Below are 19,841 nucleotides of genomic sequence, written 5' to 3'. Positions count from 1 at the left end.
CATAAAAAACGATAAAAATTAATGGCTTGGTTCTTCGTCCTTCTCTTTCTTGATACGCAGGTAAATTTCTTCCCGGTGAACCGCTACCTCTTTAGGGGCATTAACACCGATGCGCACTTGATTTCCTTTGACGCCGAGTACGGTCACGGTGATTTCGCCATCACCGATAATCAGGCTTTCTGCACACCGACGAGTCAGAATCAGCATACCTTTCTCCTCACGCATTTCATTTCAGGGACAACAGTCTGCAAAAAAAAGGCACTCGACCCACAACCGGAGCGGTCGCAGCCCTACATGCCTGAGTATTGACTAGCGCGAGCAAAAGAACAGTCTCGGGGGTCACGCCATTCAAAAAAACAAAAGGCGCGGTCAGACCGCGCCTTCTGGCAAACGCATCACTCGCCCTGGCGGGCCGGTGCGTCCAGTTCGAAAGCCGTGTGCAGAGCGCGCACAGCCAGTTCCAGGTACTTCTCTTCGATCACTACGGAGACTTTGATTTCCGAGGTCGAGATCATCTGGATGTTGATGCTTTCCTTGGCCAGGGATTCGAACATGCGGCTGGCCACGCCTGCGTGAGAGCGCATGCCGACGCCGACGATCGAGACCTTGGCGATCTTGGTGTCGCCCACGACTTCACGGGCACCCAGCTCGCCAGCGGTTTTTTCCAGCACGGCTTGCGCCGCCTGGTAGTCGTTACGGTGCACGGTGAAGGTGAAGTCGGTGGTGTTATCGTGCGCGACGTTCTGCACGATCATGTCGACTTCGATGTTCGCGGCACTGATCGGGCCGAGAATCTTGAAGGCAACGCCCGGGATGTCTGGCACGCCACGGATGGTCAGCTTGGCTTCATCGCGGTTGAAAGCGATACCGGAAATGATCGGCTGTTCCATGGTTTCCTCTTCATCAATAGTAATGAGGGTGCCCGGACCCTCCTTGAAGCTGTGCAGTACGCGCAGCGGAACGTTGTACTTGCCGGCGAACTCGACCGCGCGGATCTGCAACACCTTGGAACCGAGGCTGGCCATTTCCAGCATCTCTTCGAAGGTGATCTTGTCCAGGCGCTGGGCCACGGACACCACGCGCGGGTCGGTGGTGTAGACGCCGTCGACGTCGGTGTAGATCTGGCATTCGTCAGCCTTCAGGGCCGCCGCCAGCGCCACGCCGGTGGTGTCGGAACCGCCACGACCGAGGGTGGTGATGTTGCCGTGCTCGTCGACGCCCTGGAAACCGGCGACAACCACCACACGACCTGCCTTCAGGTCACCGCGAATCTTCTGGTCATCAATCTGCAAGATACGCGCTTTATTGTGCGCGCTATCCGTCAGAATCCGCACCTGGTTGCCGGTGTACGACACCGCCGGCACGCCGCGCTTGATCAGCGCCATGGCCAACAGGGCAATCGTCACCTGCTCACCGGTGGAGACGATCACGTCCAGCTCGCGCGGAACCGGTTGGCCGTCGCCACTGATTTGCTTGGCCAGATCGATCAGACGGTTGGTTTCGCCGCTCATTGCAGACAGCACAACCACCAGGTCATCGCCGGCATCGCGGAATTTCTTAACCTTGTCGGCGACCTGCTCGATTCTCTCGACAGTGCCGACCGAGGTGCCTCCAAATTTCTGTACGATCAAAGCCATTTCAAAGCCGCCTCTGCCCATGAAGGGCGCCCAAATAATCACTCAAACAGCATTGCGGCCCGCCACTAGACTACGAGCCGCAAGCACTGCCTTATAGACCCTGCTCTACAAACGGAACGGTCAGCGCCAGTGCCGCATCCAGTGCGCCAGCGTCGGTACCGCCGCCTTGCGCCATGTCTGGACGACCACCGCCCTTCCCGCCCACTGCCGCAGCGGCTTGCTTCATCAAATCACCGGCTTTGAGTTGGCCAGTCAGGTCTTTGGTTACGCCTGCAACCAGAACGACCTTTTCCTCATGGACACTGCCGAGCAGGATCACTGCGCGGCCGAGTTTGTTTTTCAGTTGATCGACCAGCGCCAGCAGCGCCTTGCCATCCTGACCGTCCAGACGCACGGCCAGCACTTTCACACCCTTGACGTCCTGCGCCTGGGCCGACAGATCGTCGCCCGCGGCACTGGCAGCCTTGGCTTGCAACTGCTCGAGTTGCTTCTCCAGCAGACGGTTGCGCTCCAGCACAGCCGACAGCTTGTCGATCAGGTTGTCGCGGCTGCCCTTGACCAGGCTGGCCGCTTCCTTGAGTTGTTCTTCCGCCGCATTCAAGTAGGCCAGTGCTGCTGCACCGGTGACGGCCTCAATACGACGCACACCCGATGCCACACCGCCTTCGCTGATGATTTTCAGCAGGCCGATGTCGCCGGTACGGTTGGCGTGGATACCGCCGCACAGTTCGACAGAGAAGTCACCCATGCTCAGTACGCGCACGCTATCGCCGTATTTCTCGCCGAACAGCGCCATGGCGCCTTTCTGCTTGGCGGTTTCGATATCGGTTTCTTCGGTTTCAACTTCGGAGTTCTTGCGAATCTCGGCGTTGACGATGTCTTCCAGCGCTTTCAGTTGCTCAGGCTTGATCGCTTCGAAGTGGCTGAAGTCAAAGCGCAGGCGCTGACTGTCGACCAACGAACCTTTCTGCTGGACGTGGTCGCCCAGTACCTGGCGCAATGCAGCATGCAGCAAGTGAGTCGCCGAGTGATTCAGCGAAGTCGCGTGACGCACTTCGGCGTCGACATGAGCCTCCACCGGCGTACCTACGATCAGGCTGCCCGAATCCAGCACGCCGTGGTGCAGGAACGCACCACCGGTCTTGGTGGTGTCGCGCACGTCGAAACGCGCAGCACCCGCCTGCAGGAAGCCGCAATCACCGATCTGGCCACCGGACTCCGCATAGAACGGCGTCTGATCGAGGACGATCACGCCCTCTTCGCCTTCGCTCAGCACGTCAACCGATTGCCCGTCCTTATAAAGAGCAACGATTTTGGCGGAACCGCTGTGAGCGGTGTAACCGGTGAACTCGGTGTCCACATCGACCTTGACCAGGCTGTTGTAGTCCATGCCGAAGGAACTGGCGGAACGGGCACGGACGCGCTGGGCTTCCATTTCACGCTCGAAACCTGCTTCGTCGATGGTCAGGCTGCGCTCGCGAGCGATGTCGCCGGTCAGGTCCATCGGGAAACCGTAGGTGTCGTAGAGTTTGAACACCACGTCGCCCGGCACCACGTCGCCTTTGAGTTCAGCCAGGTCCTGCTCGAGGATCTTCAGGCCCTGCTCCAGGGTCTTGGCGAATTGCTCTTCTTCAGCCTTCAGCACGCGCTCGATGTGTGCCTGCTGGGCTTTCAGTTCAGGGAAGGCCTCGCCCATCTCGGCGACCAGGGCCGCGACGATCTGGTAGAAGAAGCTGCCCTTGGCGCCCAGCTTGTTACCGTGACGGCAGGCGCGACGGATGATCCGGCGCAGCACGTAGCCGCGGCCTTCGTTGGACGGCAGCACGCCGTCGGCGATCAGGAAACCGCAGGAACGGATGTGGTCAGCCACGACTTTCAGCGAAGCCTGGGCGTCGTTGGTGCAGCCGATGGCCTTGGCCGAAGCGCTCAGCAGGCTCTGGAACAGGTCGATTTCATAGTTCGAGTGAACGTGCTGCAGCACGGCACTGATCCGCTCCAGGCCCATGCCGGTGTCCACCGACGGCGCTGGCAGCGGGTGCAACACGCCGTCGGCGGTGCGGTTGAACTGCATGAACACGTTGTTCCAGATCTCGATGTAACGGTCACCGTCTTCTTCCGGCGAGCCCGGTGGGCCGCCCCAGATGTCGGCGCCGTGATCGTAGAAAATCTCGGTGCAAGGACCGCACGGACCGGTATCGCCCATGGTCCAGAAGTTGTCGGAAGCGTACGGCGCGCCCTTGTTGTCGCCGATGCGCACCATGCGCTCGGCCGGAACGCCGATTTCCTTGGTCCAGATGTCGTACGCCTCGTCATCGCTGGCGTAGACGGTGACCCAGAGCTTTTCCTTCGGCAGGTTCAGCCACTTGTCGGAAGTCAGGAAGTTCCAGGCGTAGCTGATGGCATCACGCTTGAAATAATCGCCAAAGCTGAAGTTACCCAGCATTTCGAAGAAGGTGTGGTGACGAGCGGTATAACCGACGTTTTCCAGGTCGTTGTGCTTGCCGCCGGCGCGCACGCATTTCTGGCTGCTGACCGCGCGGGTGTACGCACGTTTTTCCTGGCCCAGGAAGCAGTCCTTGAACTGGTTCATCCCCGCGTTGGTGAACAGCAGGGTTGGGTCGTTGCCCGGAATCAAAGAGCTGGAGGCTACACGGGTGTGGCCTTGCTCTTCGAAGAAGCGAAGGAAGGCTTCACGGATTTCTGCGCTTTTCATTAGGTTCTTCCACGGAGGCTGCGGCCAAAGGCCTGTTCGAAACGTCAACAGACGAAGCGACGGCAAAGGGCCGCATTATATCGGCCCTGCGCGCGGGGTACAGCGTGTTTATACGATAGAAACAGTCAATTGGAGCGCTAACGCTATCACTTGCGCGAAAAGTCGACGAATGTCGCGACGACTTGCTCGATTTGCGCACGGCTGACATCCATGTGCGTGACCATGCGCAGACGCGCGGCCGCACTGAGCTTGATCCCGCGCTCGACGGCAAAGGCCTTGAGCGCATCGGCCTGGTCGCCCATCTGCACATATACCATATTGGTCTGCACCGGCTCGACCTCGAAGCCCGCCGCACGCAGGCCTTCGGCCAGCACTAACGCGTTGGCATGGTCATCGGCCAGGCGCTGAACGTTGTGATCCAGCGCATACAGGCCCGCCGCCGCCAGAATACCGGCCTGACGCATGCCGCCACCGACCATCTTGCGCAGCCGCCGGGCCTTGCCGATCAGCTCGACCGAGCCGCACAGCACCGAACCGACCGGGGCACCCAGGCCTTTGGACAGGCACACCGAGACCGAATCGAAATACCGGGTGATTTCCCGGGCATCCACACCCAGCTTCACCGCAGCGTTGTACAAGCGTGCGCCGTCCAGGTGCAGCTGCAAACCCTGCTCGCGGGTAAAACTGCGCGCCCGAGCCAGGTACTCCAGCGGCAGGACCTTGCCCTGCATGGTGTTTTCCAGCGCCAGCAAGCGGGTGCGGGCGAAGTGGAAGTCGTCCGGTTTGATCGCCGCCGCGACCTGTGCCAGGTCCAGCGAACCATCGGCCTGCACTTCCAGCGGCTGCGGCTGGATCGAGCCGAGCACCGCTGCGCCGCCACCTTCGTACTTATAGGTGTGGGCCTGCTGGCCGACGATGTACTCGTCACCGCGCTCGCAGTGGGCCATCAGCCCCAGCAGATTGCTCATGGTCCCGGTCGGCACGAACAGCGCCGCGGCAAACCCCAGGCGCTTGGCCAGTTCGGCCTCCAGCTGATTGACCGTCGGATCTTCGCCATACACGTCGTCGCCGGTGGCGGCTTTGGCCATCGCGTCAAGCATGCTGGCGCAGGGTTGGGTGACGGTGTCGCTGCGAAGATCGATAACGCTCATGAATCTGGCCTCGGTAAGCAGGGGAAATCCCTTTCAGGAAAGAATTACTGCGGGCATGGCGACGATTAATCAACCCTTGAACGAGTAAAAGACGAAATGCGCCCATGTGGGAGCGGGCTTGCTCGCGAAGGCGGACTGACAGTCGACATTTGCGCTGGATGTTAAACCGTCTTCGCGAGCAAGCCCGCTCCCACAGGTTCCACACCTTAACTGACCGGTATTGGCCATGCGCATATCGGAAATATGTGATAAAAACGCTGCGCCGCCAAACATTCCGGCGGCAAAAAACGTTCTCAGGGCGGGGTGCAACTCCCCACCGGCGGTAATTGCGCGCAATGCGCATAGCCCGCGAGCGCTTGATGACAGCACGGCTTCGGCGGTGCCTGACAGCAAGGTCAGCAGACCCGGTGTGATCCCGGGGCCGACGGTCATAGTCCGGATGAAGAGAGAACGGGATTGACACTAGAGGGCCGACCGCCGGCATTCGTGCGAGCGTGCGTACCCTCAGATCCCCTTCGATTCATAACGCCCTGTTTTTCACACAAACAGGAGTCAGAACATGCAACCCACCGCAATTGACAGCAAAAGCAAACACCATCACGGCGAGCGCGTCGCGTTCATCCAGGCCTGCTGGCACAAGGAAATCGTCGATCAGAGCCGTAAAGGTTTCCTCGCCGAAATGATTGCCCAGGGTTATCAGGAATCCGACATCGACTTCTTCGAAGTCGGCGGCGCCTTCGAAATGCCCCTGCACGCCAAGTTGCTGGCCAAGACCGGTCGTTATGCCGGCATCGTCGCGGCCGCCCTGGTGGTGGACGGCGGGATCTACCGTCACGAGTTCGTCGCCCAGTCGGTGGTCAGCGGCCTGATGCAGGTTCAACTGGAAACCGAAGTGCCGGTGTTCTCGGTGTCCCTGACCCCGCACCACTTCCATGCCGGCGAAGAGCACCAGAAGTTCTTCTTCGAGCATTTCGTGCATAAAGGCCAGGAAGCGGCGAAGACCTGTGCGGATACGCTGATGAAAATCCGCGCGCTGCGCCGCACTGAACCGCGTGCGGTAGCCGTCTAACACCGCACCCCCCTGTAGGAGCGAGCTTGCTCGCGATGGTCGTCAACGATAACGCTGGGTATCTGATACCCCGCGGCGTTCTCAAGTCCATCGCGAGCAAGCTCGCTCCTACAGGGATCCAGGTCGGGTCAGGCGAGGTTTTCGTCGGTGGTCGGCACGACCAGGATGCCGGCACGCAAACCGTTCTTCACCTTGGGGTTCGGGAAGATGATCCGGGCGCCCTCTTCTTCGATGATCCAGCGGGTGTTGGCAATGTCTTCCGCCAGCAGGTAACCCACTTCCAGCTCCGAGAAGTTCTCGACGTCCGCCGGCAGGTTCAGGCGAAAGCTATCGCTGTGCTTGATGATTTCCCGCGCCACGCTGTACAGCTGCAAACCGTCCAGTGCCGCTTCAGTCAGTTCCGGCTCGGTGCCTTCGATGATCTGCTTGAGGCGCGCCTCCAGCAGCGAGACGTTGACCCCGGCGTTCTGCCCGAACGGCCGCGCCTTGCCCAATTCCAGGGTGAAGGCCTCGGCACCGAGCTTGTCGTAGGTGTAGGCGCTGAACACGATGGACGGCTTGTTCTGCAGCAACACCGCTTCCATGCCGGCGGCACGCAGGCGCGCCAGTTCCTGGCGCGAATGCTGGCGGTCTTCCTTCCACGGGTACAAGGCGAACTGCTCGATTTTCGAGCCACGAATCGCCGTGTGCAGGTCATAGTGCAAGCGCTGACGGTCCGGCAGGCTGAAGAAGCTGGCCGCCAAACGCTCCAGCTCACAGGCGCGCAAGGCTTCGGAGCCGCTGCTTTGTTCGTGACGGCCGTTGAACAGCCGATTGACGTCCTGCTCGACGAAGCGCTCGCCTTTGCGAATCGCTTCGGGGTTGCCGAACAGGAACAGAATACGTGCGCGCGGCTTCAGGTCGCCGCGGGCAATGTCGTGCAACAGGCGATCGAGCAACTCGATCGGCGCTGTTTCGTTGCCGTGGATCCCCGCCGACAGCAGCAGGTCCAGGCCATTGTCACGCGCTTCAGGTGGCCGGACTTCCAGCGCACCTTCGCTCAACCAGCGCATGCGCACGCCTTCGACAGTCAGTTGAGTCTTCTCCGCCGGTTCGCGGCCGGCGAGGGTCAGTTCAAGCAGTTTGCCGAGGGCGAGCATAGAGCGGTTTCCTTAGTGATCGTGGTTGCAATCCGGGCCGTGAACGTGGTCCTCGTCGTCGGTGAGGTCAGCCGGTTCCATCTCCAGTTGCAGACTTACCAGATTAGTCGCCAATGGGCGCAGCAGCAGGTTGGCGTATTCGGCATCGCCTTCTTCGACGTCCACGCCGATCAGCAACTGGCCACGGCCGTCCTGCTGGATCCACAGCTCTTTGCCTTGCCACAGGACCGCGACGCGGGTGCAGGACGTCTCCAGTTGCGTGCCGTCGGTGTCTTCAAGGATCAGCTGCAGGGTATCGCTCATGTGTTTACGCTCTCGTTTGAGATGAAGCGACGCGCTGCCATCCGGGGCAGCGCGTCGTCGATCAATTGATCTGGAATGGATAAACCGCGCCCAGTTTAAGGATTTGCGTCAGTTCATCCAGTGCCGTCCGGCACTCAAGCAACAATTGCGGGTCCGCCAGATCGTTTTCGGTCATGCGGTCGCGGTAGTGCTTCTCGACCCATTCGGTCAGTGTGCCGTACAACGGTGCCGTCATGATAACCCCTGGGTTGACGGCCGCCAGTTCAGTTTCGTTGAGTGCGACGCGCAACCGCAGGCAAGCCGGGCCACCGCCGTTCTGCATGCTCTGCTTGAGATCGAAGACTTTCACTTCGCGGATCAGCCCGCCGGAGCTGGTCAAACCCTGCAAGTATTGCCAGACACGCTCGTTGCCACGGCATTCTTCCGGCACGATCAACAGCATGGAGCCGTCAGGACGCGACAGCAGCTGGCTATTGAACAGGTAGGAACGAACGGCATCTTCCACACTGACTGCGGAACGCGGTACGCAGACTGACTGAAATTTCCCACCGGCCTTGGCGAGTTTGCTCTGCAATTCAGCGAGCATCTTCTCGGTCTCGAGGAACGCGTCCTCGTGATAGAACAACACCTCGCCGTTGCCTACGGCGATCACGTCGTTGTGGAACACGCCCTGATCGATCACCGACGGGTTCTGCTGGGCGTAGACCACGCCGTCATCACTCAAGCCGTGCAGACGGGCAACGGCCTGGGACGCTTCGAGGGTCTGGCGCGCCGGGTACTTCTGCGGAGCCGGGTAGCGGGTGTCGAACGCGCTGCGGCCGAACACGAAGAACTCGACACCGGCTTCGCCGTATTCACGGCAGAAACGCGTGTGGTTGGCCGCCCCTTCGTCACCGAACTGCGCCACGGCCGGCAAGGCAGCATGGTGGGCGAAGTGTTTCTGGTCAGCGAACATCGCACCCAGCACGCGGCTGGTGGTCGGGTGTTCGATGCTGCGGTGATATTTGCAGTTGAGGTTGGCAGCGGTGAAATGCACGCGGCCGTCAGCGGTGTCAGCGCTCGGGCTGACGGTGGCGGCGTTGGCCACCCACATGCTCGAGGCCGAGCAACTGGCCACCAGCAGCGGCATCGCGTCCTTGGCAGCACGCTCGATCACTTGAGCGTCGGTGCCACCAAAGCCCAGGCGACGCAGTGCGGCCACATCCGGGCGCTCTTGCGGTGCCAGCACGCCTTGCTGGAAACCCATTTCCATCAGCGCTTTCATCTTCGCCAAGCCCTGCAGCGCCGCTTCCTTGGGGTTGGAAGACTGCTGGCTGTTGCTCTGGGACGCGACGTTGCCGTAGGACAGGCCGCCGTAGTTATGGGTCGGCCCCACTAGACCGTCAAAATTGACTTCATAGGATTTCATCAGCGAGGCTCCACGAGAATCTGTTGTTATAGGCTTCAGTAACTAGATTTGAGACCGAGGCGCGGCCTTCGCGAGCAGGCTCGCTCCCACAGGGAAATGCATTCCAATGTGGGAGCGAGCCTGCTCGCGAATGGGCATCACGCCATCTTCACGCCTGGCGTCAGGGCCGCAGGCATCACCAGGCTCGGCGTTTCCAGCGAGGCCACCGGGTACGCGCAGTAATCCGCTGCGTAGTAGGCGCTGGCGCGATGGTTGCCCGAGGCGCCGACGCCGCCGAATGGCGCGCTGCTCGCGGCACCGGTCAGTTGCTTGTTCCAGTTGACGATACCGGCACGGCTTTCCAGCCAGAACTGCTGGTAACGCGCTTCGGAGTCCGACAGCAGACCGGCGGCCAGACCGTAGGCCGTGTCGTTGGCTTCAGCGATCGCCGCTTCAAAATCAGCGTAGCGGATCACTTGCAGCAACGGGCCGAACAGTTCTTCGTCAGGACGATCGGCAACGGCGGTCACATCCAGGATGCCGGGGGTCAGCAAGGCCGACTGAGCCTGAGGTTGGGTCATTTCCAGCAGCGCCACCGCGCCATTGGCCAGCAGGTGTTGCTGGGCATCCATCAGCGCTTTTGCCGCACCGAGGGAAACCACCGAGCCCATGAACGGTGCCGGTTGTTGATCGAAGGCACCGACTTCAATAGTCGCGCTGACGGCAACAAGGCGCGCCAGCAGCGAGTCGCCCCAGGCGCCCTGCGGCACCAGCAAGCGGCGGGCACAGGTGCAACGCTGGCCGGCGGAGATGAACGCCGACTGAATGATGGTGTACACCGCGGCATCGAGGTCGGCGACCTGATCGACCACCAGCGGGTTGTTACCGCCCATCTCCAGCGCGAGGATCTTGTCCGGACGACCGGCGAATTGCTGGTGCAGGTGGTTGCCGGTACGGCTGGAGCCGGTGAAGAACAGGCCGTCGATGCCCGGGTTCGCCGCCAGGGCGATACCGGTTTCGCGAGCGCCTTGCAGCAGGTTCAACACGCCCGCCGGCAGACCGGCCTCGATCCAGCACTTGACCGTCAGTTCGGCCACTTTCGGTGTCAGCTCGCTGGGCTTGAACAGCACGCTGTTACCGGCCAGCAATGCCGGCACGATGTGGCCGTTCGGCAAGTGGCCTGGGAAGTTGTAAGGACCGAATACCGCGACTACACCGTGAGGCTTGTGGCGCAGCACAGCGGTGGCGTCGCCCAGCGGGCCGCTCTTCTCGCCGGTACGTTCGCGGTAGCTCTGCACCGAGATGGCGATCTTGTTGACCATGCTGGTGACTTCGGTCGCCGCTTCCCACAGGGGTTTGCCGGTTTCTTCGCCGATGGTGCGGGCCAGTTCGTCCGCATGATTCTTCAGCGCGGCAGCAAAGGCTTCCAGCACCGAGATACGCTCTTCCAGGGTACGCCGCGCCCAGCTCGGGAACGCCTGACGCGCCGCCTGCACAGCCGACTCGACCTGAGCGGCGGTGGCACCGACGCCGGACCACAGCACCTGCTGGGTCACCGGGTTCAACGACTCGAAGGCCTCGCCCTGTCCGGTCAGCCATTCACCTGCAATGTAAAGCGACTTCATTATTTCGACTCCCGAGCTGCGGACAACGCCACGGCGCGCACTTGATCGCCAGCGTTGAGTTGAAGACGTTTGGCGGTCTGCGGATCGACCACCAGGGTGCCGGCGGCCAGACGTGCCGGCGCAGCAGTGATGCGGCAGTCTTCGCGCTTGCGGTTGTGAATGATGAATGGCGTGGCGTCGTCACCCGGCGTGCCGACGGCCAGCACCAGCGCCTGGCTGTCGCGTACCGCACGGATCTTGCCGGTTTCGCATTCGATGGCCGGGCCTGCGTCGAAAATGTCGACGTAGCCCTGGTAGCTGAAACCTTCGCTCTTGAGCATGGCCAGCGCCGGCTCGGTGTCCGGGTGCACCTGACCGATCACGTTGCGCGCATCCGGCGACAGGAAGCAGGTGTACAACGGGAATTTCGGCATCAGTTCGGCGATGAACGCCTTGTTGCCCACGCCGGTCAGGTAATCGGCCTGGCTGAATTCCATCTTGAAGAAGTGACGCCCCAGGCTTTCCCAGAACGGCGAACGCCCGGCTTCGTCGGAAACACCGCGCATTTCGGCGATGATCTTGTTGCCGAACAGTTGCGGGAATTCGGCGATGAACAGCATCCGCGCCTTGGACAGCATGCGGCCATTGAGGCCGCTGCGGTAATCGGCGTGCAGGAACAGCGAGCACAGCTCGGAGTTGCCGGTCAGGTCGTTGGCCAGGAACAGCGTCGGGATTTCGCGATAGATGTTCAGCTCCTGGGAAGCGCTGACCGTCAGACCGACCCGGAAGTTGTACCAGGGCTCACGCAGGCCGACGGCGCCGGCAATGGCGGAAATGCCCACCACGCGACCGTCATCGTCTTCGAGCACGAACAGGTAGTCCGCGTCGCCCCGCCCGGCTTCGCCGCGAAAGGTCTTCTCGGCCCAGCCGACCCGATGGGCCAGACGTTCTTCATTGGCCGGCAAGGTGGTCAGGCCGGTGCCGGTGCTGCGGGCCAGGTCGATCAGAGCGGGTAAATCGCTGCTGCGTACGGGACGAACGATCATGCTATCTCCTCAAACGGGCCGCTTGCGCCACCCGTGAAACTCGCTGCTTTACTAAGCATTCACTCTTTATAGGCATAGCAGCAGGTGTTAAACCGCCACCAGGCGCACGCTGGCACCTTCACCGACACCCAGGGCTTCGGCCGCTTCCAGGTCCAGGGTCACCGGTTTACCCGGCGCGTAGTCAAGCTCGAGCATGACTGCGCGGTAGTCCTGCAACTGGGCGTTCGCCACCAGGTACTGGCGACCGACACCTTTGACCGGCTCGCCGATCTTCACCGGCACCACGCGGCTCTGGGCGATCGAACGGATCCCCGAGACGCGGGCATGCAGGGTCGGGCCGCCGTCGAAAATGTCGATGTAGTGATCGGTCTCGAAGCCTTCGCGCATCAGGATGTCGAAGGTGATCTGCGCCCGCGGGTGCACCTGGCCCATCGCCTCTTGCGCGGAGTCCGGCAGCAGGGGCACGTAGATCGGGTAATGCGGCATCAGTTCGGCGAGGAACGTACGGCTCTTCAGGCCGCACAAACGCTCGGCTTCAGCGTAGTTGAGGTCGAAAAAGTTGCGCCCGATGGCATCCCAGAATGGCGAGTCGCCGTTTTCATCGCTGTAACCGACGATCTCGGTCACCACGGAATCGGCAAAACGCTCCGGATGGCTGGCCACGAACAGCAAGCGGCCACGGGAGTTGAGCTCCGACCACGGCGAACCCACCAGATCGCGCTGCACGTAGAAACTGGTCAGCAAGCTGTTGCCGGTCAGGTCGTGGCACTGGGAGAGCACGTGGATCTTGTTGTGAATCTTCAGCTCGCGCGAAGCATGCACGAAGGTTTCGTTGCGAAAGCTGTAGAACGGCTCGGAGTAACCGGCCGACGCCACAATGGCCGAGCAACCGACCAGCTTGCCAGTGGCGGAGTCTTCGAGGACGAAGAAATAGCTTTCCTCACCGTTGAAACTCACTTCGGCAGCGAACGAGGCTTCGCTTGCCGCGATCTTGTCGCTCAGGCGCTCAACGTCATCCGGCAAGGAAGTGACACCAATCGGACTGTCCGCAGCCAGACGCTGTACCTCGCCCAGATCAGCCATTTGCGCGGGGCGCATCACCAGCATGGTGTCACTCCTTAATCTCAGAACTTACAGAAGAAAAATCCCGGGCCTACACAGAGATCAGTGTGGGAGCGGGCTTGCTCGCGAAAGCGGTGGGTCAGACAGTAAAAATGTTGACTGATACACCGCTTTCGCGAGCAAGCCCGCTCCCACATTTGATCGTGCCCGGCATCAAAATTGGGTTCGACGCCTGAACGGTCAGGCGTCGAAGGGTCTATCAGGCTTGCGTCAGTTTTGCCGCGGCACGTTCGAAGCGGTCCAGACCGGCATCGATATCGGCGTCTTCCACCACCAGGCTTGGCGCGAAACGCACCACGTCCGGGCCGGCTTGCAGGACCATCAGGCCTTCTTTTTCAGCGGCGTTGAAGATGTCCTTGGCCTTGCCTTTCCACGCATCGCTCAACACGCAACCGATCAACAGGCCCATGCCACGCACCTTGGTGAACAGGCCGTATTTTTCGCCGATCTGCTCAAGGCGCGCCTTGAACTTGTCGTGCTTGGCGTTGACGCCGGCCAGCACTTCAGGGGTGTTGATCACGTCGATAACAGCTTCCGCGACCGCGCACGCCAGCGGGTTACCGCCGTAGGTGGTGCCGTGGGTGCCGACGACCAGGTGCTTGGCCAGGTCTTCAGTGGTCAGCATCGCCGCGATCGGGAAACCACCGCCCAGGCTCTTGGCGCTGGTCAGGATGTCCGGAGTCACGCCGTAATGCTGGTAGGCGAACAGGTGGCCGGTACGGCCCATGCCGGTTTGCACTTCGTCGAAAATCAGTAATGCGTTGTGCGCGGTGCAGAGTTCGCGGGCACCTTGCAGGTATTCGAGTTCAGCCGGGATGACACCGCTTTCGCCCTGGATCGGCTCCAGCACCACAGCGCATGTCTTGTCGGAAATGGCGGCTTTCAGCGCGGCCAGATCGTTGTACGGCACGTGGGTGATGCCGGTGATCTTCGGACCGAAACCATCGGAGTACTTCGACTGGCCACCGACGTTCACGGTGAACAGGGTACGGCCGTGGAAGCTGTTGAGCGCGGCGATGATCTCGTATTTCTCGCTGCCGAAACGGTCGAAACCGACACGACGGGCCAGCTTGAAGGCGGCCTCGTTGGCTTCGGCGCCAGAGTTGCAGAAGAAAGCGCGGTCGGCAAAGGTGGCGTCGACCAGCTTATGGGCCAGGCGCAGGGCCGGCTCATTGGTGAACACGTTGGACACGTGCCACAGCTTGTTCGCCTGCTCGGTCAAGGCACCGACCAGCGCCGGATGCGCATGGCCCAATACGTTAACGGCAATCCCGCCGGCGAAGTCGATCAGCTCGCGACCGGACTGGTCCCAGACGCGGGAACCGGCGCCACGCACAGGAATGAATGCGGCAGGCGCATAGTTGGGAACCATTACCTGATCGAAATCGGCGCGTTGTACCGCAGCGTGCTCAACGGACATCGGAGTCTCCTGAAGAGAAAACACTCGCCTGAAACTGGCGAGCGATGGGGGGATTGTAAGGACAGTTTTCAGCCCGGCCTTGCCGCCAAGCGACAACTTCTTATAGCGCAAACCCCGGATTTTCCCGGGTTTACGGCAATGCGACATATAGGGTCGCAAAGGCGCAGTTTAACTGGCGGCGGACGTTTGCGGCAGGCCGCTGTGTCGTAACCCATGCCGATTCCATGAATGCGGTAGATATGTACCGCGTGTCGTCTTCGATTACGGGGTTTCCTGACGGTCTATCAACCGCGAGGGTGGACCTATCCCCATGAATACCGAAAATCCCGACATCCCTGAGACCTTCAGGCCCGACGCGCATTACCAGCATTTGATGAACGTCATTGCGCCCTGGCTTCGCCAAACCACGCCACGAAGGCGTGAAGCGCTGCGCAACATCAAGCCAGTGTTGCCCGCCCCCCTCAGGGATGTATCTGACGCTCAGCGCGTCGAACTTGACCGACTCATTACCCTGCAGACGGTGAGCCAGAACCGGGTCGATCAGGCCCTGGCGAATCTGCTGGACCCTGCAGCCTTCGCCGAACCCATGCTCAAGGGCGCACTCAAGACACGATTCGGCCTGGAAGCGGACATCAGTAAAATCTTTCTGCGCCTTTACATTCCCGCGCACATCCCCTGGCTGCGCCTGAAGTCCGGAGCCGCCCGCACCTGGACCGTGTCGTTGCTGGACGCCGCGCTGCACAACTTCGAAAGCGCCGAAACCGAAGCCGACGCCTTTGAGCCCGCCTCGACTTACATCACTGCGCCCTCTTCCACCGGGCACTTCAGCACCCTGCCACAGATTCTGGCGACGATGCCCATCACGGCGTTCACCCAACTGTGCCGCGAGCTCGATATTGGCGAGCGCTATAAAAGATACCTGGAAGACAACCTTGGCATCAGCAACCCGGTAGCCGCGGCGATCCTGCAACCGAAAATTCGCGAAAGCCAAAAAACCGCGCTGACCGTCGCCCTGCAGATGGCGCGGATGCAAAACCTGCTGGCCAGCGACGTTCATCAGCCGCTCCTTCGCCTACTCTCCGATGCACACAGCCATTCCTGGCGATGCCATGACCTGACGATCATGAATGCCCGCCTGACCGGCATCGTGCTGTTCGCCCCGGGACTGGAGCGCGCCCGCGAAGAGGTCCGGGTAGTGGCCTACATTCCTGACGACCCTGAACATCCCATCAAGCAATACCCCTCATCGGCGGCATTCGCCGAGGAACTGAGCCAACGCCTGCGGGCGCCCGACTATCAACAGTTTTTCAGTCGTTTTATCAATCATGAAGACCGTGGCTACTTCTTCGCCGAGCTGAACAACCGCCTCGCCCCCATCACCTGGCAACCGGTCCCACCCGGCGATCCACGGCCGACCTGGAGAGAAAACCCCAACCAGCGTCCCGACCTGCAAATGGCAGTAACGCCGATCAGAGGTGACCTGTGGGTTCATCTCTATCAACGCAAACTCGACAAGATCCTCAATGACGCGCGCGTGATCGCAGTGTCGACGGCCACGGTCGACCGCAAGGCCCGATGGGCGCTATGGGACTCCTTCACGGAAATCGCCTCGGCGCTGCTGAACATCGCAGCCTTCATCGCGTTGCCGTTCGTCCCGTTCCTAGGCGAGCTGATGCTGGCTTACACGGCCTATCAGCTGCTGGATGATACCTTCGAAGGTGTTGTCGACTGGGCAGAAGGCCTGACCAACGAAGCCTTCGAGCATTTCATGGGGATGGTTGAATCCGCAGTGCAACTGGGCACTTTCGCGGCAGGTGGCATGATCGCCGTCAGCGAATTTCGCGCGGTCCTGCCCCGGGAAGTCGTGCAATTCATCGACCGCTTCAACGCCGTGAAACGCCCCAATGGCGAAACCCGCTATTGGCAGCCCGACCTGACGCCTTACGAACAAACCGTCGCGATCCCCAACGACGTGAAACCCGACTCGATGGGACTGCACACCCACCAAGGCAAAACCCTGCTGACACTGGACAACCGCCGTTACTCCGTGACCGAAGATCCGCTGACCGGGCGCCATCGCATCCAGCACCCCACGCGTCCCGAAGCGTACCAACCCACCCTGAGACACAACGGAAAAGGGGCCTGGCACACCGAACTCGAGCAGCCACTGACCTGGGACCAGGCCACCCTGCTGCGACGTATCGGTCCGGACATGCAGCGTTTTTCCGCGAGCGAACGCGAGCGCATCCTCAGCATCAGCGGCTGCCACGAAAACGCCTTGCGCAAGATGCATGTCGACGCCGAACAGCTACCGCCGCTGCTGGCCGACACCCTCAAACGCTTCATGATTGATCAGGACCTGCAGATCTTCATTGAGCAAATCGGCAGCGATCGTGCAGACGACTACCTGAAGGCCGATCCGCTGATGCAACTGGAACTGCTCTGCGACTACGGTGACTGGCCAGCGGACAAGGGCCTGCGACTGGTCGATGCAACAGGTGAAATCCTCTGGGAGCGCGGCGTGGGCAACCAGGTCGTGGTGCAGATCAACCTAGCGCAACTGGACGATGGCGACCTGATCAACAGCCTGTTGCAACACCTCGACAACACCGACGCACGCTCAGTGCGCCGCCACCTGGCAACGCTTGCCACAGCCAAACGGGAAACCCTCTTCAGCCAGCGCTACCGCAAAATCGAACAAGGTGCGCGCCCCTTGGTCGAGCGCATCATCGACAGCGAACCCGGTTTGCCAACCAGCCTCGCCGAAGCACTGCTCGACAGCGCCAGTGCCGCGGAACGCGAGCAACTGGAGCGTGGAACATTGTCCAAACGCCTCACGGAACTGGCACAGGAGGCCGGCCTGCAAGTGCGCGTCACTCGCGCCTATGAAGGGCTCGACCTGTACTCGACGCGCAACCATCTCGATACCGATCGCCTGGCGTTACACACCCTGGAACGCTTGCCTGGCTGGTCGGGACAACTGCGCCTGGAAATCCGTCAATACACCCACACGGGACCACTGATCGACAGCCTCGGCGACCCGCAGGCGCCCTTGCGCAAGGTGCTGGTATTGACCGATGAAGGGGCTTATCAGGCCTACGACGAAGCCGGTGAACAGCTCAGTGACACCGACTCCCTCTATTCCAGCCTGTTACAGGCACTGCCCGACAGCGAGCGAATCGCCCTCAACCTCAACATCGGTGAGGGCGAAAGGCTCAAGCAGCTGATTCGCACCCACGCTCTCACTCGTGAAGCATTGCGTGCGCTGCTGGCGCAACGGCCGAATCTCAAGCCTGCCTACGATCCGGCGGTCATGCGTTTGCTGGGCGGGGGCGATGGTTATCACCGGATGCCGGCCAATACCCCTTCATTACAAAGCCACATCTATCGGCTGTTTCCCCATCTGAGCCCAGAGGAACTGCAAGCCTTTGCCGCACGATTGCAAGGCACCCCCGGCGGACCGCGCGCAGAACTCCAGCGCCTGTTTTATCAACACGCGCAATTGTTTGAGCAATTGAGCGCCTGGCGCGACGAGATCCCGCTGTATGTTCCGGGCACGCAAACCCGGCTGAGCGTCGAGCAGTTCGCCAGTCAACGGCATGCGCGCCGGCAAATGTTAGCCAGCCTGTTCGACTGCTGGCGACGTCAGGCCACCTACGACAGCGCCCAGGGCGAACCGGTCTCCTTTGTATTTTCCCTGCCGGTTGTTGGCGAGCTGCCAAAGCTGAGCGTCGATTTCCCTCAGGTGCGCAGCGTGACGCTTGAAGGTCATCGTGCCACCCAGGGTGTGAATGATTTTCTGAAGGGGTTTTCCGGGCTCAACCGCCTGGCGCTACGCAACTTCGAACTGGGCCAGTTGCCGGACGCCATCGCCCAATGGCCCCAACTCGAAGCACTCATCCTCAGCGACTGCGCCGTGACCCTCACAGAACAGAGTCGCGCCACCCTGTCTGCCCTGAACCAATTGACTGCACTCGACCTGTACAAAAACCCGCTCGGTGTGTGCCCTTCCCTGGAAAACATGCCGAAGCTGACCTACGTCGATCTTTCCAGTACCGGAATTAGCCGCATTCCCGACGGTCTGGTGAATCACCCGAGCATTCGAACCGCCATTCTCAATGACAACCAGATCACCGAATTGCCCACCGCCCTCTTCGATCTGCCCGGCGACATCACCGAGGGGTTTGATTATGGCAACAACCCTCTGTCCTCAACCATCCGGGAACACATCAAGCGTCACTACCAGCGAACCGAAATGGATTTTGGAGTCCATGCCGAACAGGTCGATATCGATCGCGTCAAAGCCCTTTACCCAAGTCTGGACAACGAAGAGGCCAGCGACTTTATCTACCGCTTGCCCGGCACACTCGCAGAGGGTCGAGCTGACCTGACCCGTCGCGAGCTCGAACTCGCCCGACTCGGTACCGAACTGAGCCGGTGGACGGCCGATGTGCCCGACACCCACTCCGTTACTGGCGCCCCGCTGACGGCCGAGGAGATGTTTGCCGAGCACGTCAAAAGAGACGAATTCAAGCAAAACCTGGAACGCTGCTGGCGCCAGATCCCCATCGAAAACATTGCCGTGGGGGAGTACGGATTCGTCTCACACCTGGCAATCATGGGTGACCTGCCGACGCTGTCAGCCGACTTCAGTCATGTGCCCGAAATGTACCTGACGACCGCCCATGGCATTGCACCAAGACTTGGCCGGTTCCTGGACAGTTTTACCAACCTGGACACCCTGACCATACGGGGATACCAACTGGGCAACCTTCCCGAAGCCATCTTCAGAATGGGCAGGTTATCGGTGCTGAGCCTGTCGGAGTGCGGCATTACGCTGACTCCGGAAACCGTAGAGGCCCTGGCGGGCATGGAACACCTTGACCACTTGAACCTGCGGGACAATCCACTCGGTCCAAGCCCTGACCTTAGTCACATGACAGAAATATCCTCACTGGACTTGAGCCATACGGGCATCACTGAAATCCCCAAGGGAGTGCTGAGCATCACGACCTGGACCGACGCCGACCTGAGCTTCAACGCCATTACCGAGATGCCGCCCGAACTCATGGAGGTGGACCCAGGTGTCGGAGAAAGCTTTGACTTCAGCGGCAACCCGTTCAATGCGCAAAGCTTGCAACGCATCGCTGCATACTTTCGCGCAACCGAGAATGATCTGGGTATCCACGAGATAGCCGACTTGCCGGTGCCTGTGGATGAAGCGCCCGACACCGACATTGAAGACTGAGT

Annotated in this window: 13 protein-coding genes and 1 riboswitch; of the genes, 2 read left to right on the top strand and 11 right to left on the bottom strand. The window is 60.8% G+C overall.

Annotated elements, in window-relative coordinates; all coding sequences use genetic code 11:
• Positions 1-18 precede the first annotated feature (18 nt).
• From csrA to ltaE, 4 genes are all read right to left on the bottom strand, one after another.
• Positions 19-207 (bottom strand): carbon storage regulator CsrA, encoded by a 189-nt coding sequence (csrA, locus tag AC07YV_RS11060; RefSeq protein ID WP_002554426.1) that lies wholly within the window; start codon positions 205-207, stop codon positions 19-21.
• A 188-nt stretch (positions 208-395) separates the two neighbouring features.
• Positions 396-1,637, bottom strand: a complete 1,242-nt coding sequence (locus AC07YV_RS11055) for an aspartate kinase (protein ID WP_007971040.1) — start codon at positions 1,635-1,637, stop codon at positions 396-398.
• A gap of 91 nt (positions 1,638-1,728) precedes the next feature.
• Entirely contained in the window at positions 1,729-4,350 is a 2,622-nt protein-coding gene (gene alaS, locus AC07YV_RS11050; protein WP_102699823.1) for an alanine--tRNA ligase, read from the bottom strand.
• A 146-nt stretch (positions 4,351-4,496) separates the two neighbouring features.
• Positions 4,497-5,501: a low-specificity L-threonine aldolase gene (gene ltaE, locus AC07YV_RS11045; RefSeq protein WP_102699824.1), complete on the bottom strand. Its 1,005-nt coding sequence runs from the start codon at positions 5,499-5,501 to the stop codon at positions 4,497-4,499.
• A 285-nt stretch (positions 5,502-5,786) separates the two neighbouring features.
• A riboswitch (FMN riboswitch) is annotated at positions 5,787-5,957 on the top strand.
• Positions 5,958-6,060: 103 nt separating this feature from the next.
• Here ltaE and AC07YV_RS11040 point away from each other — a divergent pair.
• Positions 6,061-6,570 carry a 6,7-dimethyl-8-ribityllumazine synthase gene (locus AC07YV_RS11040; protein WP_102699825.1) on the top strand — a complete coding sequence of 170 codons (510 nt, stop codon included), beginning with the start codon at positions 6,061-6,063 and terminating at the stop codon, positions 6,568-6,570.
• A gap of 128 nt (positions 6,571-6,698) precedes the next feature.
• Here AC07YV_RS11040 and astE read toward each other — a convergent pair whose 3' ends face one another.
• The 7 genes from astE to AC07YV_RS11005 form a co-directional block, all read right to left on the bottom strand.
• Positions 6,699-7,709 (bottom strand): succinylglutamate desuccinylase, encoded by a 1,011-nt coding sequence (gene astE / locus AC07YV_RS11035; RefSeq protein ID WP_008049561.1) that lies wholly within the window; start codon positions 7,707-7,709, stop codon positions 6,699-6,701.
• A gap of 12 nt (positions 7,710-7,721) precedes the next feature.
• On the bottom strand, positions 7,722-8,012 hold the full coding sequence (locus AC07YV_RS11030; protein ID WP_007971029.1) for a hypothetical protein: 291 nt from the start codon (positions 8,010-8,012) through the stop codon (positions 7,722-7,724).
• A 61-nt stretch (positions 8,013-8,073) separates the two neighbouring features.
• The gene (astB, locus tag AC07YV_RS11025) at positions 8,074-9,420 is read right to left on the bottom strand and encodes an N-succinylarginine dihydrolase (protein WP_102699826.1); all 1,347 of its coding nucleotides are present in this window, start codon (positions 9,418-9,420) and stop codon (positions 8,074-8,076) included.
• A 137-nt stretch (positions 9,421-9,557) separates the two neighbouring features.
• Positions 9,558-11,027, bottom strand: coding sequence for a succinylglutamate-semialdehyde dehydrogenase (astD, locus tag AC07YV_RS11020; RefSeq protein ID WP_173900810.1), 1,470 nt, complete (start codon positions 11,025-11,027; stop codon positions 9,558-9,560).
• Positions 11,024-12,049 carry an arginine N-succinyltransferase gene (astA, locus tag AC07YV_RS11015; protein WP_008049558.1) on the bottom strand — a complete coding sequence of 342 codons (1,026 nt, stop codon included), beginning with the start codon at positions 12,047-12,049 and terminating at the stop codon, positions 11,024-11,026. The genes astD and astA overlap by 4 nt, the downstream gene beginning before the upstream one ends.
• An 87-nt stretch (positions 12,050-12,136) precedes the next feature.
• Positions 12,137-13,156: an arginine/ornithine succinyltransferase subunit alpha gene (aruF, locus tag AC07YV_RS11010; protein WP_007971023.1), complete on the bottom strand. Its 1,020-nt coding sequence runs from the start codon at positions 13,154-13,156 to the stop codon at positions 12,137-12,139.
• 214 nt (positions 13,157-13,370) lie between these two features.
• Positions 13,371-14,591: an aspartate aminotransferase family protein gene (locus tag AC07YV_RS11005; protein WP_095963651.1), complete on the bottom strand. Its 1,221-nt coding sequence runs from the start codon at positions 14,589-14,591 to the stop codon at positions 13,371-13,373.
• 310 nt (positions 14,592-14,901) lie between these two features.
• Here AC07YV_RS11005 and AC07YV_RS11000 point away from each other — a divergent pair, with 310 nt between their 5' ends.
• The gene (locus AC07YV_RS11000; RefSeq protein WP_102699828.1) at positions 14,902-19,839 is read left to right on the top strand and encodes a dermonecrotic toxin domain-containing protein; all 4,938 of its coding nucleotides are present in this window, start codon (positions 14,902-14,904) and stop codon (positions 19,837-19,839) included.
• The last annotated feature ends 2 nt before the right edge of the window (positions 19,840-19,841 follow it).

Source organism: Pseudomonas sp. GW456-E7, assembly GCF_059424105.1.
The sequence above is the reverse complement of the archived record's forward strand: the minus strand, read 5'-3'. Positions and strand labels throughout refer to the sequence as shown.

Coding starts and splice junctions, on each gene's coding strand:
- csrA (WP_002554426.1), bottom strand. CDS start 207: ATGCTGATTCTGACTCGTCGGTGTGCAGAAAGCCTGATTATCGGTGAT.
- AC07YV_RS11055 (WP_007971040.1), bottom strand. CDS start 1,637: ATGGCTTTGATCGTACAGAAATTTGGAGGCACCTCGGTCGGCACTGTC.
- alaS (WP_102699823.1), bottom strand. CDS start 4,350: ATGAAAAGCGCAGAAATCCGTGAAGCCTTCCTTCGCTTCTTCGAAGAG.
- ltaE (WP_102699824.1), bottom strand. CDS start 5,501: ATGAGCGTTATCGATCTTCGCAGCGACACCGTCACCCAACCCTGCGCC.
- AC07YV_RS11040 (WP_102699825.1), top strand. CDS start 6,061: ATGCAACCCACCGCAATTGACAGCAAAAGCAAACACCATCACGGCGAG.
- astE (WP_008049561.1), bottom strand. CDS start 7,709: ATGCTCGCCCTCGGCAAACTGCTTGAACTGACCCTCGCCGGCCGCGAA.
- AC07YV_RS11030 (WP_007971029.1), bottom strand. CDS start 8,012: ATGAGCGATACCCTGCAGCTGATCCTTGAAGACACCGACGGCACGCAA.
- astB (WP_102699826.1), bottom strand. CDS start 9,420: ATGAAATCCTATGAAGTCAATTTTGACGGTCTAGTGGGGCCGACCCAT.
- astA (WP_008049558.1), bottom strand. CDS start 12,049: ATGATCGTTCGTCCCGTACGCAGCAGCGATTTACCCGCTCTGATCGAC.
- aruF (WP_007971023.1), bottom strand. CDS start 13,156: ATGCTGGTGATGCGCCCCGCGCAAATGGCTGATCTGGGCGAGGTACAG.
- AC07YV_RS11005 (WP_095963651.1), bottom strand. CDS start 14,591: ATGTCCGTTGAGCACGCTGCGGTACAACGCGCCGATTTCGATCAGGTA.
- AC07YV_RS11000 (WP_102699828.1), top strand. CDS start 14,902: ATGAATACCGAAAATCCCGACATCCCTGAGACCTTCAGGCCCGACGCG.